This is a genomic window from Clostridium sp., assembly GCF_036660475.1.
Lineage (GTDB): Bacteria > Bacillota > Clostridia > Clostridiales > Clostridiaceae > Clostridium_J.
Genome location: NZ_JAVXAO010000004.1, coordinates 186,774 through 203,990 on the forward strand (window position 1 = coordinate 186,774; position 17,217 = coordinate 203,990).

General features: G+C 30.4%; 18 protein-coding genes and 1 other annotated feature. Of the genes, 16 read left to right on the forward strand and 2 right to left on the reverse strand.

Features of this window, described 5'->3' with window-relative positions:
- Nucleotides 1-182 precede the first annotated feature (182 nt).
- Entirely contained in the window at nt 183-731 is a 549-nt protein-coding gene (locus RSA29_RS07835) for a tryptophan transporter (RefSeq protein WP_346943479.1), read from the reverse strand.
- A 248-nt stretch (nt 732-979) separates the two neighbouring features.
- Nucleotides 980-1,282, reverse strand: a binding site (T-box leader).
- 394 nt (nt 1,283-1,676) lie between these two features.
- Here RSA29_RS07835 and RSA29_RS07840 point away from each other — a divergent pair.
- From RSA29_RS07840 to RSA29_RS07890, 11 genes are all read left to right on the forward strand, one after another.
- Complete coding sequence (locus RSA29_RS07840) at nt 1,677-3,872, forward strand: DNA topoisomerase III (protein WP_346943480.1); 2,196 nt, start codon at nt 1,677-1,679, stop codon at nt 3,870-3,872.
- 139 nt (nt 3,873-4,011) lie between these two features.
- On the forward strand, nt 4,012-4,203 hold the full coding sequence (locus RSA29_RS07845) for a YwbE family protein (RefSeq protein ID WP_346943481.1): 192 nt from the start codon (nt 4,012-4,014) through the stop codon (nt 4,201-4,203).
- 189 nt (nt 4,204-4,392) lie between these two features.
- Nucleotides 4,393-4,668 (forward strand): metalloregulator ArsR/SmtB family transcription factor, encoded by a 276-nt coding sequence (locus RSA29_RS07850; protein WP_346943482.1) that lies wholly within the window; start codon nt 4,393-4,395, stop codon nt 4,666-4,668.
- Nucleotides 4,669-4,818: 150 nt separating this feature from the next.
- Nucleotides 4,819-5,751 (forward strand): CobW family GTP-binding protein, encoded by a 933-nt coding sequence (locus RSA29_RS07855; RefSeq protein WP_346943483.1) that lies wholly within the window; start codon nt 4,819-4,821, stop codon nt 5,749-5,751.
- 17 nt (nt 5,752-5,768) lie between these two features.
- Nucleotides 5,769-6,008, forward strand: coding sequence for a thioredoxin family protein (locus RSA29_RS07860; RefSeq protein ID WP_346943484.1), 240 nt, complete (start codon nt 5,769-5,771; stop codon nt 6,006-6,008).
- Between the two features lie 236 nt (nt 6,009-6,244).
- On the forward strand, nt 6,245-7,258 hold the full coding sequence (locus RSA29_RS07865; RefSeq protein ID WP_346943485.1) for a permease: 1,014 nt from the start codon (nt 6,245-6,247) through the stop codon (nt 7,256-7,258).
- 14 nt (nt 7,259-7,272) lie between these two features.
- Entirely contained in the window at nt 7,273-7,515 is a 243-nt protein-coding gene (locus tag RSA29_RS07870; RefSeq protein WP_346943486.1) for a thioredoxin family protein, read from the forward strand.
- Nucleotides 7,516-7,620: 105 nt separating this feature from the next.
- Nucleotides 7,621-8,040 carry an arsenate reductase ArsC gene (locus RSA29_RS07875; protein ID WP_346943487.1) on the forward strand — a complete coding sequence of 140 codons (420 nt, stop codon included), beginning with the start codon at nt 7,621-7,623 and terminating at the stop codon, nt 8,038-8,040.
- Nucleotides 8,041-8,256: 216 nt separating this feature from the next.
- Nucleotides 8,257-8,439: a DUF1858 domain-containing protein gene (locus RSA29_RS07880; protein ID WP_346932195.1), complete on the forward strand. Its 183-nt coding sequence runs from the start codon at nt 8,257-8,259 to the stop codon at nt 8,437-8,439.
- Between the two features lie 365 nt (nt 8,440-8,804).
- A complete protein-coding gene (locus tag RSA29_RS07885) occupies nt 8,805-9,158 on the forward strand; it encodes a cupin domain-containing protein (RefSeq protein WP_346943488.1) in 354 nt (117 codons plus the stop codon).
- A gap of 81 nt (nt 9,159-9,239) precedes the next feature.
- Entirely contained in the window at nt 9,240-9,920 is a 681-nt protein-coding gene (locus tag RSA29_RS07890; RefSeq protein ID WP_346943489.1) for a hypothetical protein, read from the forward strand.
- Nucleotides 9,921-10,131: 211 nt separating this feature from the next.
- On the opposite strand, the gene RSA29_RS07895 is transcribed toward RSA29_RS07890, so the two are convergent.
- On the reverse strand, nt 10,132-10,665 hold the full coding sequence (locus RSA29_RS07895) for a DUF6512 family protein (protein ID WP_346943490.1): 534 nt from the start codon (nt 10,663-10,665) through the stop codon (nt 10,132-10,134).
- Between the two features lie 407 nt (nt 10,666-11,072).
- On the opposite strand from RSA29_RS07895, the gene RSA29_RS07900 reads away from it, so the two are divergent.
- From RSA29_RS07900 to RSA29_RS07920, 5 genes are all read left to right on the forward strand, one after another.
- Complete coding sequence (locus tag RSA29_RS07900) at nt 11,073-11,408, forward strand: PadR family transcriptional regulator (RefSeq protein WP_346943491.1); 336 nt, start codon at nt 11,073-11,075, stop codon at nt 11,406-11,408.
- Nucleotides 11,401-12,354 (forward strand): DUF1700 domain-containing protein, encoded by a 954-nt coding sequence (locus tag RSA29_RS07905; RefSeq protein ID WP_346943492.1) that lies wholly within the window; start codon nt 11,401-11,403, stop codon nt 12,352-12,354. Before RSA29_RS07900 ends, RSA29_RS07905 begins: the two co-directional genes overlap by 8 nt.
- Nucleotides 12,347-13,456 carry a hypothetical protein gene (locus tag RSA29_RS07910; protein ID WP_346943493.1) on the forward strand — a complete coding sequence of 370 codons (1,110 nt, stop codon included), beginning with the start codon at nt 12,347-12,349 and terminating at the stop codon, nt 13,454-13,456. Before RSA29_RS07905 ends, RSA29_RS07910 begins: the two co-directional genes overlap by 8 nt.
- A 359-nt stretch (nt 13,457-13,815) precedes the next feature.
- The gene (locus RSA29_RS07915; protein WP_346943494.1) at nt 13,816-14,496 is read left to right on the forward strand and encodes an ABC transporter ATP-binding protein; all 681 of its coding nucleotides are present in this window, start codon (nt 13,816-13,818) and stop codon (nt 14,494-14,496) included.
- A gap of 12 nt (nt 14,497-14,508) precedes the next feature.
- Nucleotides 14,509-17,028: an FtsX-like permease family protein gene (locus RSA29_RS07920; protein ID WP_346943495.1), complete on the forward strand. Its 2,520-nt coding sequence runs from the start codon at nt 14,509-14,511 to the stop codon at nt 17,026-17,028.
- The last annotated feature ends 189 nt before the right edge of the window (nt 17,029-17,217 follow it).

Below are 17,217 nucleotides of genomic sequence, written 5' to 3' on the forward strand. Positions count from 1 at the left end.
AAATCCCCCTCAACTAGATTGAAAAATTATTTGTTACTATGATAATTATATCATTAAATTTGAAAATAAATGCAATTTATAGATAGTATATCTACTCACTTATATAGAATTTTTAACAATTAAATATATAATAGAGGTGAAAATAGATGAAGGTCCTTAAAATAGTATAACGTTTGAACAAATTACCCTCTAGCTGAATAAGAGCTTCTTTTCAAAGCTAAGGTTACGGTTTTATATAAAAAAATACCACCAAGTAGGTTTATTGCTACAGTTGGTAATACTACAGTTAAAAATAAAGCAGTGAAGGGTGCTGGTAGTCCTACTAGTATTTGTGCTGATACTAAAAATATTGTGCCGCTAATTAATGTTCCAATAGGTAATATTAATACTACGACTATATTATCTTTTTTTAATTCATCTATCTTATTTAAAGCTTTTACTTTGAAGATAAAAAACATTAGTAGATAGATGAAGTTAGCTGTAACCATCTTATCTATGATGTTAGGAAGTTGTCCACCTGGAAATTTAGTTGTCATTGATGCAAATATTCCTGTGATTAATGCAGCTATCATTGAAGTTTTATAATCATGTTTGTTTAATATCATAATTATAAATAACATAGCCAGTGCAAAATCTGGTTGCATTGGTAATCCTAAGGCAGGGGTGATTTGGTGAAGTATTGCGCCTATGGCTAAAAGTATTCCATTCATTGTTAGTTTTTTTGTGTTCATAATTTGAATCCTCCTAAATTTAATTAATATTTTATTATTTTGCCAGTCTCCAATGTCATCTTTATCAGAATTAATACTTCATACCATGTAAATCACCTCCTTAAAATTTGTATATTTTAATAAATTATAGAGTAAAAATTGTGATTAAAGTAACCATTCGTAGAGTGGAATACTACTATACTCATATAATATTGATAATAATTTAAATATTATTATTAAAAAATAAGCAAAAAAACTCCGTCCTAAATTAATAGGACGGAGTTGTTATCCGCGATACCACCTAAATTGCAATATATGTATAGAAGAAATATCTTATTAACTCTACAATAGCTAATAAAAGATTATATACATAAATACGCCTCTCAAAATTCGAGTACTAACATACTCTACCCGCTATAACGTGCAGTCCACGGTAACCAGTACTATCTAAAAAGATTTCCCTTTACTCCTCTGAGGCCCATTCATTAAATTCCTTCATGTCAGGATTCCACCGTCCCCGACTCTCTGTAACGAAACTAAATTTAAATACTATCCCTCATCAATGGATTAATCTATATTATTATATATATATAATTGTAAGATAAAATATTCATCAATTTCTAATAATAATATAACTATTTTTGTTATTTGTCAACTCTGGTTGTATTATTATTTAATATGGTCTGATTGATTATTATTTAATATGGGAGTAATTGAGTGAACATTAATGAGATAAGGTATAAATATAAATTAAGGCAAAGTATGGTATAATACAAAGGATGATATAAGGCATCTTCAAAAAATAAACAAGTTAGTATGTTCGATTATTTTGACTTATTATTTATTTTCAGATGTCTAATGGTAAAATTATTTTAATAAGTTAATAATATAGCTACAACTTATGTGCTTTAGTAATAAAATTTCAAGTTGAAGGTAAGTTGTGGTAAGAATGAAAGGAAGTAAGTAATGGGAAAAATATTAGTTTTAGCAGAAAAGCCAAGTGTAGGTAGAGACCTAGCAAAGGTTTTAAAATGTAATCAAAATAAGGGTGCATATATAGAGGGAAGTAAATATGTTGTAACTTGGGCACTTGGGCACTTAGTTGGACTTCAAGATCCTGAGGAATACGATGAAAAATATAAAAAGTGGAGTATGGAAACACTTCCAATGTTACCACAGCGTATGAAGTTAACAGTTTTAAAGAAGACTCAAAAACAGTTTTATGAAGTGAAAAAGCAGATGTTAAGAGCTGATATTGATCAGATAGTTATAGCGACAGATGCAGGACGTGAAGGGGAGCTTGTGGCTAGATGGACAATTGAGAAGGCTGGAGTTAAAAAGCCTCTTAAGAGATTATGGATTTCTTCTCAAACTGACAAGGCTATTTTAGATGGATTTAATAACCTTAAACCAGGTGGAGCTTATAATAATTTATATAAGGCTGCTGTATGTAGAGCTGAGGCAGATTGGATAGTTGGACTTAACGTAACTCGTGCTTTAACCTGTAAGTATAATGCACAACTTTCTGCAGGAAGAGTTCAATCGCCGACTTTAGCTATGATAGTTCAAAGGGAAGAGGATATTAAAAACTTTAAACCTAAGGATTATTATACAATAACTGCGAAAAATAATGATTTTTCACTTCAGTGGGTGGATAAAAGTAATGGCCAAAGTATATTTAGTGAAGAGGCTACAAATAAAATTTTGAATAAAGTTAAAGGAAAAGAAGCCACTATCGTTGATGTTACGGAGAGCTTAAAAAAGAAAAGTGCTCCAGCTCTTTATGACTTAACTGAGCTTCAAAGGGATGCAAATAGAATATGGAGTTACTCTGCAAAACAAACTCTTTCTATAATGCAAAGACTTTATGAGAATCATAAGATATTAACTTACCCAAGAACTGATTCAAGATATATCACAACAGATGTAGTTGGAACCCTTCCAGATAGATTAAGAGCAATTTCTATTGGGGCATATAGAGCTGTAGCTACTAATATTTTAAAGGGTAAAATTAATCCTAGTAAAAGTTTTGTAGATAATAACAGGGTTTCGGACCACCATGCTATAATTCCTACAGAGCAAAGTCCTAATATTTCTAACCTTAGTACAGAGGAAAAAAATATATATGATTTAGTAGTGAAAAGATTCTTAAGCGTTATGATGCCACCTTTTGAATATTTACAAACTAATATAGTTATAGATATGGCAGGAGAAAAATTTATAGCTAAGGGTAAAGTTATAAAATCAAAGGGATGGAAGGCTGTTTACGATAGAGAAGATGTGGAAGAAGGTTCAGATGAAGATGGACTTAAAGATCAAGTTCTTCCACAACTTATTAAGGGTAATAAGTTAAAAATAAACTCTGTAAACTCTAATAAGTGTCAAACTAAACCACCAGCTAGATTTACTGAAGGAACACTATTATCTGCCATGGAAAATCCACATAAGTATGTAAATGTGGGAAAAGATGCAGCTAAAACACTTAATGAAACTGGTGGACTTGGAACAGTTGCTACAAGAGCGGATATAATAGAAAAGTTATTCAATGCTTTCTCACTAGAAAAAAGAGGTAAGGAAATAGTTCCAACTTCTAAGGGGAAGCAGCTTATAGAGCTAGTTCCTAGTGAACTGAAATCACCACTGTTAACTGCAAAGTGGGAAAGTCAATTAGATGATATAAGTAAAGGTAAAGAAGATTCATTAGATTTTATTGTAGAAATGAGAAATTATGCAAAGGCTCTAGTTGAGGATGTTAAGACCAATGGCAATAAGTTTGTACATGAGAATGTAACAGGAGCAAAATGCCCTAACTGTGGGAAATATATGCTAGAGGTTAAAACTAAAACAGGAGTTATGAACGTGTGCCAAGATAGAGAATGTGGACACAGAGAAGGTGTTAGTAGAACTACCAACGCAAGATGTCCTGAGTGCAAGAAAAAACTTACACTTAAAGGTCATGGGGAAGGTCAAATCTATGTATGCCCAGGCTCAAACTGTAACTTCAGAGAAAAAGCGTCTCAGTTTAACAAGCGATTTGAAAAGGGTGGAAAAGTTGATAAAAGAGATGTTGGTAATTATATGAAGAAGATGAAAAAGGAAGCCGAGGCAGAAGCAGCTAATGATAATCCATTTGCAGCACTTGGAGATTTATTTAAGAAATAGAGCTAAATAATTAAAACTAGATTTAATAGTTAAAGCAATTGAAATTAAATTTATCTATGATAACATCAGCTATTAGTAAACTTGAAGAAGGTAGAGGTTGTAGCGATGAGATATTAGATAAATAGTAAGGAGAAATATAATGGATGGAACTAAAAGAGCAGATGTTAAACTAGGATCAAAGGTTCTAGTTGTAAAGAAGGAAGACCAACGTACAGGAAAGTTAACTGAGGGAATAGTTAAGAGATTACTAACTAATTCGGCAGTTCATCATAGAGGCATTAAGGTAATGCTTGAAGATGGTGTTGTTGGAAGAGTTCAGAAGATAGTTTAATATGTAATAATATGAAATAAGCCAAGGTATAATATGTAACCTAGGCTTATTTGTATTATAAGTATTTATTTATTTCGTTATGTAAGTATAATTACTTATATTCTCCATATAGACAAATATCTATATGGAGAATATAATATTGGTAAAGAGTAGAGGTTCAATGAAATATAAAAGTAGAGGTGAATTAGCGTGAAATATGGATATTCTGAATATGTACAAATGTTTAAGGGGTTAGCAGATGAAACCAGATTAAAAATTGTTAAGATGCTTACAGAGGAAGAGGAATTATGTGCATGTAAGATTCTTGAGAATTTTAATATTACACAACCAACCCTGTCTTATCATATGAAAATTTTAATTGATAGTGGACTTGTTATAGGCAATAAAGAAGGTTCATGGATGCATTATAGAATAAATGCGGAAAGAGTAGAGGAACTTAGAGAGTTTTTGAAATTTAATTTATAATTTCAGCTATGTTTTAGCTTAGTGTTGATAAGGACTTAACATTATCTTCGATAACTGTGCTAAGAGTTTAAATTAGATTTATAGGATATTCTTAAAAAGTTTTTTGCAATTATTTATTGATGAATATTAATTATAAAGGGTGGGGTTAAAATGGGAGATAAAACTAATTTATATGTATTAACAGGATTTTTAGGTTCAGGTAAAACTACGGTACTTCTAAGGCTTCTTGATTTGTTGAAGGAAGAGAGAGTAGGAGTTATCCAAAATGAATTTGGAAAGCTAGGTATTGATGGGGAAATAATTAGAAAAGATAATATTGAGATGGTGGAAATAAACAGAGGATCAATATTCTGTTCTTGTTTAAAGTTATCATTTGCACAAGCTTTAGCTGACATGGGAAAACAGGATTTGAAATATTTGTTTGTGGAGAGCTCAGGACTTGCAGATCCTTCAAATGTGGAGGAAATACTTCAAGGTGTTAAGGTTTTAGCAGGAGATGTATATGACTTTAAAGGGGTTTTATGCCTAATTGATGGAGTGAATTTCATAGAACAACTTGAAGATTTGGAGACTGTTAATCGTCAATTAAAGCATTGTAATATGGCTATTTTAAATAAGGTGGATTTAATAAGTGAAGAAAAATTACAAGAAGTAATCCAAGAGATTAGAATAATAAATCCAGTTTGTGACATAATAACTTGTTCTTTTGGGGAGTTTGATATGGATTTCTTAAGTGAAGATTTATTAAAAAATCAATGGGTTGAAGGTGAAGAAACTACCAATACACCAGATACTAAACCTAATAGCTTTACAATGAAGTTTACTGGCGTTGTTGCAAAGGACAAGTTAGAAGAATTTCTTAATAATATAAAAGCTAGTAGTTATAGAATAAAAGGGTTCTTCAAACTAGAAGAAGGGTGGCATCAAGTTGACGTTGTTGGAAAAAATATTGACTATAAGCCATGTGAAGAGAAGGATATTTCCCATATGATATTTATATCTAAAATAGGTCCAAACATAATAAAACAGATAATGGATAATTGGAATGAAATCATAGGAGAGAAGATGGAGTTAAGAAATTAGATTAGGGGGTAAATACTATGGAGATTAAAATTCTTGGAGAAGGATGTTCAAAGTGTAGTAAGCTTTATGACAATACAGTAGAGTCGGTAAAAGGGCTTGGTATAGAAGCGGATATTATTAAGGTGGAAGCTTTAATGGATATAATAGCCCTTGGTGTTATGACAACACCTACATTAATGGTGGATGGGAAAGCGAAATCTATGGGGCAAGTTTTGTCTGCCAAGCAAATTGTTAAGATTCTTAAGGCTGAAATTTAGTTGAAGAGATGTGAAATCTATAAGTGAAAATATCCATTGGTATTTTAAGATAAAATGCTAATGGATATTTTTTAGGGATTTACATGTATCTAGGTATTATTATCAATAACACCTCTAGAAAACATAAAAAATTATTGCCAAAAATTTAGAAATCATATAGACAAATATCTATATGATGCATATAATAAAGATATAGAGATTTATCTATGTAATGCTTAATGATAGGAGTAAAGATTATGAATTTATTAATTGGACTATGGAATTTTTTTCAGAACCAAATTCTTGGAATGAAGTGGCTAAGTGAAGTTATAGGATTAGGATTATCATCTTTAGGATTGGATATTACAACTAGAGTAGGTGGAAGCGTACAGTTTTTTATATATGATACGGTGAAAATAATGATCTTATTATCAGTGTTGATTTTCTTGGTTTCATATATTCAGAGTTATTTTCCACCAGAGAGAACTAAAAAAATTATAGGGAAATTTAAAGGGGTAAAGGCTAATATAGTTGGAGCATTGCTTGGAACATTGACTCCGTTTTGCTCATGTTCATCTATTCCACTATTTATAGGGTTTACCAATGCTGGACTTCCAGTAGGTGTTACATTTTCATTTTTAATATCATCACCACTGGTTGATATTGCAGCATTTTTACTTTTAACTAGTATATTCGGCATTAAGATTGCATTAGCATATGTAATAGTAGGAATAATATTAGCGGTTATTGGTGGAAGCTTAATCGATAAATTAGGAATGGAAGATTATATAGAGCAATATATAAAAACGGGAACTGCTATTGATATAGAGGCTCCAGAGCTTACTAAAAAAGATAGAGCTACCTTTGCTAAGGATCAGATGTTTTTCACTGTGAAAAAGGTATGGCTTTATGTTTTAATTGGAGTTGGAATTGGAGCAATAATTCATAACTGGATACCTACAGAGGTTATTCAAAGTATATTAGGTGAAAATAATCCATTTTCTGTATTGCTAGCAACAGCCGTTGGTATACCAATGTATGCAGATATTTTTGGCACACTTCCAATAGCAGAAGCATTATTCTTTAAAGGGGTAGGTGTAGGAACCGTATTATCATTTATGATGAGCGTAACAGCACTATCACTACCATCAATTATTATGCTTAGAAAAGCTGTAAAACCCAAATTATTAGCCACTTTTGTAGGCATAGTTAGTGTCGGAATTATTATTATTGGATACGTATTTAATTTCTTTGGTTACTTATTTATTTGAAGGAGGATTATATTATGAGAATTATTGTGTTAGGAGCATGTTGCAAAAAGAGTGCTCAGATGTTTGAGAATGCTAAGATTGCCGTTGAACAAATGAATTTAGGTGTTCAGGTTGAGAATACTGGTGATGTTATGGAGATAGCACGTTATGGAGTTATGCAAACACCAGCTTTAGTGGTAAACGATAAAGTGTTATGTTATGGTAAGCTTTTATCACCAGATAAGATTATAGAATTAATTAAGAAAGCTATTAGCTAAACTAGAGAAAATAACTAGAAGAAATATAGGATTATTTTGAATGGCTATCTCAATTTTGAGACAGCCATTTAATATAAGTATAAGAAGAAGTGGAGAGATTATATTATGAAAACAAAGGTAGCATTTATCTGTGTTCACAATTCATGTAGATCACAGATGGCAGAAGCATTAGGAAAATTATATGCAAGTGAGGTCTTTGAAAGTTATTCTGCAGGGACAGAGTTTAGACCACAAATAAATCAAGATGCAGTAAGAATAGTAAAGGATTTATATAATGTGGACATGAATAAAACACATAAGTCAAAGCTTTTAGAAGATATTCCAGAAGTTCATATAGTGATAAAAATGGGATGTAACGTAGTGTGTCCATATCTTCAGGGGAATCATGTAGAGGATTGGGGACTTGAAGACCCAAGTGGAAAATCAGATGAGGAGTTTATAAAGACTGCAAAATCAATTGAAGAAAAGGTTAAAGACTTAGCTAAAAGGATTAAAAATAATGAGATAAATATTAGAAGAGCATAGATAAATAATTAAGGATATATGTAATTATTGGTATCATATGTTACATAATTATTAAAAAGAATATGGTATAGTAATAACTATAAAAGATAAATATAAGAGGGAAATTAAATAAGTTTTATGTATGCTAAATATGAAATGAAGTTTTACTATTTGTAGAAATGGATTGAAGTATTTGATATACTGAATAAAATGTATAAATAAGAGGAGGAAAATTATATGATAACTAAAGAAATGACAATTGGGGAAGCAATAAGACAAAAGGGTTCTGTGGCTGAGGTATTAATGGGATTTGGAATGGGTTGTGTTGGATGCCCATCGGCACAAGCGGAAACAATTGAAGAAGCAGCAAACGTACATGGATTAGAACTACAAGAATTATTGGAAGCATTAAATAAATAAATAAATAAATAAAGTGAGGTTATCTTGGAGTGATTTTAAAATCATTTTAGGATAGCCTCACTTTTTATCATTACATAAATTTTTGTTAAGATGTACGACTTAAAATTAAAAATTTAAGATTTGAAGTCGGATAGTAGGATTAAAATCATTAATTGATTTTTAAAATTAAATTGTATAAATTTTATTAGAATATATATATTAATTAAGTGGTAACTAGTGTTACAGATTAAAGTAGAGTTATTTGGTATGATTTCATTATAAGGAATAATAAATTATTTAAAAGAGGTTAAAAACTTATATTTATAGACAAATTATTAAAGAATGTGAAGTTATATTTTAAAATGATATTAGAGGGGTGTAATTAAATGGATAAAAACATAAAAAAACCATTAAAAACAATGAAACTTCAGGATAAAAAAACGTTGAAGGTTATAAATATTGATACCGTGGAAGAAAATAAAAAAATGTTGGCCTTTAATAAGAAGTTTAAGACTGTATTTTTTAATTTCACTGAGGGAAATGGATTGCCGAATCACAAACACAATGGGTATGCAGTAATACAGGTCTATGAAGGAATTGTAGATATGGAATTTGCTACAGGTGAAAAGTTTAAGTTAAAAAAAGGAGACTTTATGGAGTTTGATGCAAGGATAGAGCATAATGTAATTGCCAAGATAGATAGTAAAATATTAGTAACAATTTCTGAAACATTAGTATAATCGAATGAAAGATTAAAATGAAATCAACGAAGAACACAATATAAGAATATCAGCAAGGAATAAGCGCAAGGAGGAACTTAAATGAGTGCATATTTAGGGAAAATACATTATTGGCTATTTAATAAAATAATGTGGTTTGAGGGGTTAGAGGAAGAAATAATTAAATTGGTAAGCGAGGAAGAATTAGATATAGAGATTATATCGGAAAAAATCAACAAGAAATATGGGGAGAGACTTCCAAAATTATCACTAGAAGATATGATAGATAAAAGTAATATTCATGGATGGTTACAAGGAAAAATTCACGCAGCAGAAGGAAGAATGGCTGCATGGATAACGGAAGTTTTGAAAAAAGATGGAGCTAAGGATAAGTTGGAGAATATATATATTACCCAAGGGATGCAGGCTGCTGAAGAAGTAAAAGCAAGGGGAGTGAAGCAAACCACGGCCTTGGAGATATTTAATAGTATAAATGACTATATTTTAGATGGAATGCCTTGTGATAGAGTAAATGAAGTAATTACTTCCAGTGATGATAGAGTGGAGTGGATAAGAAGAGTTTGTGTTCATAAAGATATATGGACAGCAGAGGGTGGGAGTGTAAATTACTTTTATGAGCTCAGAGAACTTTGGATTAAAGCTTTTGTAACTGAGATAAATAGCAGTTTTAGATATATTGAAAAGGAAGATGGAACTAAGGTTATAGAAAAAAGTATGACTAGTGAAGAATGGGTAGTTTACGATCTGGGATTGAAAATTTAAAGTAGCTGATAGAACTATGTAGGAGTTTTATAAAAAGTTAAGTAAAGGAATTTCTAAGGAGCTATAATCATAATTTCAAATTATGGATTAGAACCTTGTAGTAACATTGTCAATTAAATTTCCAATATATATATATTGATTAAACAAAAGCTTTAGGCGTATAGAAAATGCACCTAAAGCTTTTGAAGAATTAAGGATTATGAATAGTGTATTAATCATTCAATCCATATTTACCCGTTGAAGAACAATGGAATATTGGAAGGTGTGGCGGGTAATAAGTAAAAAAATAAAATAAGAAGGTGGCACAGATTAAAGCAAAGATAGATACTGTGTTTAAAAGATCTGGAAGTGGTTCCATTAGCATTAAGTTGTAGCTAATAAATAAACCAATTAGGATACTAATTTCAAATATAATTAAGTCAGCTATAAAGCTGTGTTTATGAAAAAGATTAAGCCAACTATAATAAAGTATTACCATTGCAATAGTAGTAACAAAGGCACTAGCAACTTTCGCTACTAAAAAATTGTTTGCATAATGACCAATAAAGAAATACTCTATTAGGGCAAAGATTAAGGGTGCCCAAAAAGTTAATTTGCAATGTTCCCAGATACTTTCATTAACAGCAAAAATACCGGATAAAGGTGTGAATTTATCTGTAATTTCATAACCAAAGTGGATTATTGCGCCGATGAGAAAAATCATGATTGCACCAATGGATTCCCACATAAATATTGTAGAGTTCATAGAAATAGACCTCCTAAATTTATATAACAGTAGTGTACTATGTTTAATGTATATGCATTGTTAATCAATTAATATGTTATAAATTTAAGGAATCACATGAACTATTCAAAAAGTTAAGCTAAGTTGTTAATACAAATTTTAATGATTTATGATCTGAAAGAATTTAGGCAAGTTGACATTAACCGTATAACAATACCAGTTGGAAACATAGCTAAAATTTAAATAGTAGGTTCAATTGAAGTGTATGATTATTATGGAATGTCAAAAACATATAAAAAAAATAAATACCTATTGTGTATCACACAGTACTATGGTATTATTAATTCAAGGGTACTATGTAAAACGTAGTACTAAATTTAAAGCGACTACTGTGTTTTGCATAGTAATTTTATAAAGGAGGTATAACCATGAGTACACAACTGAGGAAAGGTGTAATTGAAATATGTGTTCTTACACTTATTGATAATAATGATATGTATGGATATGAAATTGTTGATAACATTTCAAGAGTTATGTCTGTAAAAGAAAGTACAATATATCCACTACTTAGAAGACTTACATCAGAAGGAAACTTTGAGACTTACATGGTTAAGTCAGAAGGTGGACCAGATAGAAAATATTATAAAATAACTGATTATGGAAAAGCTAATTTAAGAACATTAGTTAAAGAATGGGAAGAATTTGTGAGAGATGTGAATTTAATATTAGAGTGTTATAGGAAGGAGATAAAAAATAATGAATAAGAATGATTTTTTAGATATATTAAGGGATTATCTAAAGGGAACCTTTAGTGAGCATGAGATAAATGATATTTTAAGAGACTATGAAGAGTTTTTCCTAAATGGAGAACTTCAGGGAAAAAGTAATGAGGAAATTATAAAAAACCTAGGTTCACCTAAGAGCATAGCAAAAGAGCTTATGGAAGAGATGAAGGGTCAAAGTAAAGCTACAAATAATAATGGAGAAATTAAGGATAAGATTTCTAGGGATGCAAAAAATCTTTGGAGAAATGTGAAAACACAGGGTACAAAGGCTGGGAATAAAACTAAGAAGTTCTTAGATTCTAACTCTGTATTAAATGGAAAGGTTTCTGCTGCTGGAGTGAAGATAATTATGATTATTATCACTGTGTTATTATTCTTTCCTAGTTTAGCAGTTGCAACATCAATGGTTGCTTGGTTATTTGGGCTTATAGCAATGTCTATTGGAAACTTCGTAGGGTATATTGGTGCGGCAGTTCTTATGGGAGTAGATATAGGTGCTGGTATTTTCGGAATCTTTGCTTGCTTTGCTTGGACTGGATTTACAATTCTATTTTGGACTATATATTCTCTAATATACAAGGGGTTAAAGTATCTTGTGGTTAAATATGTTTCTTGGATTAAAACTAGAAATATGTATGTAAGAGTTAAAAATCAACAGGAAAGTGGTAAAAACCAAGATATAAATGTAGGCGAAAATGTTGGGTCACACTCTGATGTAGAATATAATCACAATGAAACTTTTGAGGATGAAGTAGATGGATATAATTTAAAGAAGGAGATTGAATATATAAATCAAAAATCTTTAACAGAAGCTTCATTTAGTAGCGAAGAATTAGAAGATAGAAATTCAGAATTAACAGAGATTATAGATGTGGAATATGAAGATGAAGAGAAGAAAAATAAGGAGGATGGAGCTCATGAATAGATGGAAAAAATCACTTATAGTAGCGGCTGTTTTTCTTGGAGTTGGGATTACTGGTTCAATAATTAGTGGTATATATATGGTTCCAAAGGTTGTAAATGAAGTTTACAGGGTTCAAAGAGAAGTTGCTAATGCAAAGGTGGCAGAAAAAGAAGTATTCATAACAGCAGAAGAGGTATTATCTATTAACATAGAATCATTAAGGGATCAAGGATTTGATGTAGAGGTTAAAAAATCAAAAGATAGTAATACAAGGGTTATGATTAATGAGTATATGGAAGATAGTATTAAGGTTGAAAGCACTTATGATGAAAGTAAAAAAGAATTAAAGATAGTAGGAGAAAGATCTATATATAACTTTTTTGAATCTGATAGCTTTAGAGGTTTCTTTGAGAAAGGCTATGATCAGATGATATCTGCAATAGTAGAGGAAAGAAATGACAATAGTCAAATAATTATAGAAGTACCAAATGGTGTTGATATAAACGTTAATAGCAGTTATTCTAATAATTTAATAATAAAAGATAAGGAAGTATTAAAGGACAATTTGATATTTAACACTCATTATGGATATGTAAATTTACCAAATTACAATAACCTTAAAAATATAAGTATAAAAACAGGGGCTTATATAGAGATGGATTTAAGAGAATTTTTAAATGCGGAGAATGTAAATATATCAGCTGGAGAAATAGAGATTGCGTCTAAAGGTCTTGAAAAGGAATATATTGAAGCAGCAAAATTACCTACTAGTGTTACTTTAAATGCAAATGACATAGATATTATTTCATACATACCAATAGGTAAAGATGTTAAGTTAAAAGGTAGTAATATAAATTATGAGACTAACTTTAAAGATTATGGAATGAATGTTAATTTAGAAGGTAGAAAATCAAATAATTCCTATAATGTTTCATTTGATGGAGAGGCCTTTGATAAGCAAAATGATTTTATTAATAAGGTAGGAAGTTATTCAGGTTATATTGGAAAAGGAGAGAATAAGGACTTTAACTTATATGTATCAGAGTTTTATAACTGTGAATTTGAACATGTATATCCAAATGAATTAGAATTAGATGTAAAAGAATTGAATATAAATGATTAATGTTTAAAAAATATTAATAAGGAAAGCTTTGAGTGTTTAGTTTCACTTAAGGTTTTTTCTTTGCATAAATTTAAGGTGGATAAGTGGTTATAAGATGTCTAATCAATGTAATAACACCATGTTTTATTTAGGTGAGGGATAATAACGGACATACACTAGATAAGTTTTTTAGTATTAAGACGCAGAGAGGCACTCATCTTAAAGAAATTCTCTTTGATTATAAGAATCACTTTATGACTAAATTGTAAGATAACTATTTTTTCTGTAAGGTTATGTTTATGGTTAACTTTAGCAAAACATAATATAATCATAAATGTAGAGTGATTAGAGAAAATAATTAAACTTTAAGGAGAATAGATATGGAGATTTTAAGAGTTGAAAATTTGAAAAAATATTATGGTAAGGGTGATAATCAGGTTCGTGCATTAGATGGAGTAAGTTTTTCAGTAAACAAGGGTGAATTTGTAGCAATAATTGGGGCATCAGGTTCTGGCAAATCTACATTACTTCACTTAATTGGAGGCCTTGATAGGCCTACAGATGGAAAAGTAATTATAGAAGATAAAGATATATATAAACAGAATGAGACTGGACTTAGTATTTTCAGAAGAAGAAACATAGGTTTTATATTTCAATTCTTTAATTTAATGCCTATTCTTGATGTAGAGGAAAATATTTCACTTCCAGCTCTTCTTGATAATGAAAAGGTAGATAAAAAATATTTGGATGAGATTATTTCAATGATAGGTCTTGAAGATAGAAGAAAGCATATTCCAGCAGAACTTTCAGGTGGTCAGCAACAGAGAGTTTCTATAGCTAGGGCACTTATAAATAAACCATCTATAGTTCTTGCAGATGAACCAACAGGTAATTTAGATAGCAAAAATTCTAAAGAGGTTATTGAACTTTTGAAGACTACAGCAAGAAAATATAATCAAACACTAATACTTATAACTCACGATAGCAAGGTGGCGGAGCAAGCTGATAGAGTTATAACTATAAGCGATGGAAAAATACAAAGTGATAAATACATGGCATAGGGGGCTGAAATTTTGATTAATAGCTATAAAGCTTTAAGTGGAAGGTACTTAAAGGATAATAAAAAAAGAACTATATTAACAATTATAGGAATAATACTATCAGTGGCACTAGTTACCTCCATATGTACATTTATTTTAACGGTACAAAACTCTATGCTAGAAGATGCAAAGAGGGAGACAGGCGAATTCCATGCTTCTATATCTAATGTATCATCAGAGATGATAGACAAGATTAAAGTCAATCCAAAGGTAGATAGTTTGGGCAGCATGGTAAGTAAGGAGCCAGTGAATTTTATTAAAGGTAAAAATCTTCAGCTTAATTATTTAAATGAAGTTTCATTTAAGCTTATGAATGTAAATTTAGAAGAGGGAAATATACCAAAGGCTAAAAATGAGATTGCTATAGAAAGGTGGATACTTAGATACTTTGAAAAAGAAGTTAAAGTAGGGGATACAATTAAAGTTCCAGATGAAGGGGGGAATAATATAGAATATGTTCTTTCAGGAATAGTTAAGGATGACTGGGAATCTCAAAGTAACGGGATAGCTACAGCTTATTTAATAGATAGCGGTATTAACTTTGAACCAGAAGCTGCTATTACATTAGTTAAAATTAAGGAGAAAGCTAATAAACAAGAAGTAATTGGTGAAATATCAAATTTAGTAGGTGATAAAAATAAGGTAGTAAGAAACGAAAAGCTATTGAGACTTACAGCGGAATCTAGCAATATTGGTAATAATGAATCTATGTATATGCTAGTTTTCATTGTCATTGGAATTGTAGTTATAGCTACAGTGGTAGTTATTTATAACGCTTTCCATATTAGCATTGCAGAGAGACTGAAACAATTTGGACTTCTAAGAGCAATTGGGACTACAAAAAAACAAATTATGACACTGGTAATTAGAGAAGCATCTCTTATGATATTAATAGGAGTTCCACTAGGATTATTCTTCGGAGTTGTAGCTGTATATTGTATTGCGTTTGTATTTGAAAATATGTCGGGGGTTGGAGAATTCCGAAATCTTAAAGTTGTAATATCACCTATAGCAATGCTTATAAGTGCAACAGTTGGAATAGGGTCAATATATGTTTCAGCTTATATGCCAGCTAGAAGTGCAGGGAAAATATCACCACTGGTGGCTATAAGTAGCCAATCTCTAATTAAAAAGGAAAAGAAAAATAGAGGTGGAAAGATTCTAGGAAAGTTACTTAAAATAGATACAGCCATGGCGCTTAAAAATGTTAAGAGAAATAAAAAGAGATTTTATATAACTGTATTATCTATGGCTATAAGTGTAACTATATTTGTTACATTTACAACATTTGCAAAGTTCGCTACTAACTTTGCAGATAAAGTTACAGAGGATAATGATATGGCATTTAGAATATCTCAAAACTACCGCAATGATGAAATTGTAGGGATAGATAATAAATTATTAGATGATATAGAAAATATTAAAGGTGTAGATAAAGTGTATGTAAATTATCAATCTCTACAAATGGAAGGATTTGTAGAAGAGTCTGCAATTCCAAAAGAGGTTAGACTGTGGGCTTCGGAAAATCAAGATGCAAATCAATTTGATTGCAATATAGATGGGGAAAATAAGTCCAAAATAAGAGTTGGATTTCAAGGGTATGATAATGAAAAGTTAAAGCTAGTTAAAAAGTACGTTAAAGAAGGTAGCGTTGATAACATTAAGGATGGAGAAGTAATTATAGTTAGAGAAACAATGTTTTATAGTAGGAGTAAAACTCTAATTTCACCTATGGCAAATCTTAAAGTAGGAGATGAGATTTTAATTAGTAACATTGAATACTCAGATGGAAAAAAAGAATTTGAGAGTACAAATCTTAAAAAGGTTAAGGTTGCAGCTATTGTAGACGTACTACCGTTTAATTCTACAAGCTATTCAAGTATGTTAAATGTTATAGGAAGTAAAGCTACGGTGGAAAACTTAATATCTGACAATAAAGAGCAAGTTGAGAGATTTAAGATTATTGGAGCAGATATAAAAATTACTGATGAATCCTATGCTGATGAAATAGATGAGAAACTAAGGGAAATTGAGAATACTAATGCTAGTTTTAGCTATTATAATAAGATTGAAGAGGCTAAAAATGACAAGGCATTTAAAATGCAAATTGCAATATTACTTATGGGATTTACCCTAGTAATAACGTTGATAAGTGGAGTAAATACAGTAACTACAAATATTCTTCTTAGAAAGAAGGAATTATCTGCTTTAAAAGCCATTGGGATGACTAAAAAGCAAATGAGAAAGATGATAACCTTTGAGGGAGTGTTATTTGGACTATATGGTGGAATTATTGGATCTATTACAGGAACAATATTAGCTTATGCACTATATAACCCAATGTCTAATATTAGAGATTTCAAATTTATATTACCATGGGAAAGTATAAGTATAGCTATGATATCAGTTATAGCCATGGGATATTTGGCAGCACTAATGCCGCTTAGAAAACTTGATAAGGAAAATATTATTGAAGGAATAAGAGGAGAGTAAGGAAAAAGAATAATAGAGTTAAATTTGTAACTTCGCATTTTGTACTAAAGTATTATACAAAATGTGAGGTTTATCTATTTTATATTATTAAGTGTAAAATTAATTTTATGCTGTAAATAAATGGTGATACTACAGTCTAGGACTAATTTAAATGTAAAGCTTAGCGAAAAATAGAGTTGTATTAAAAAT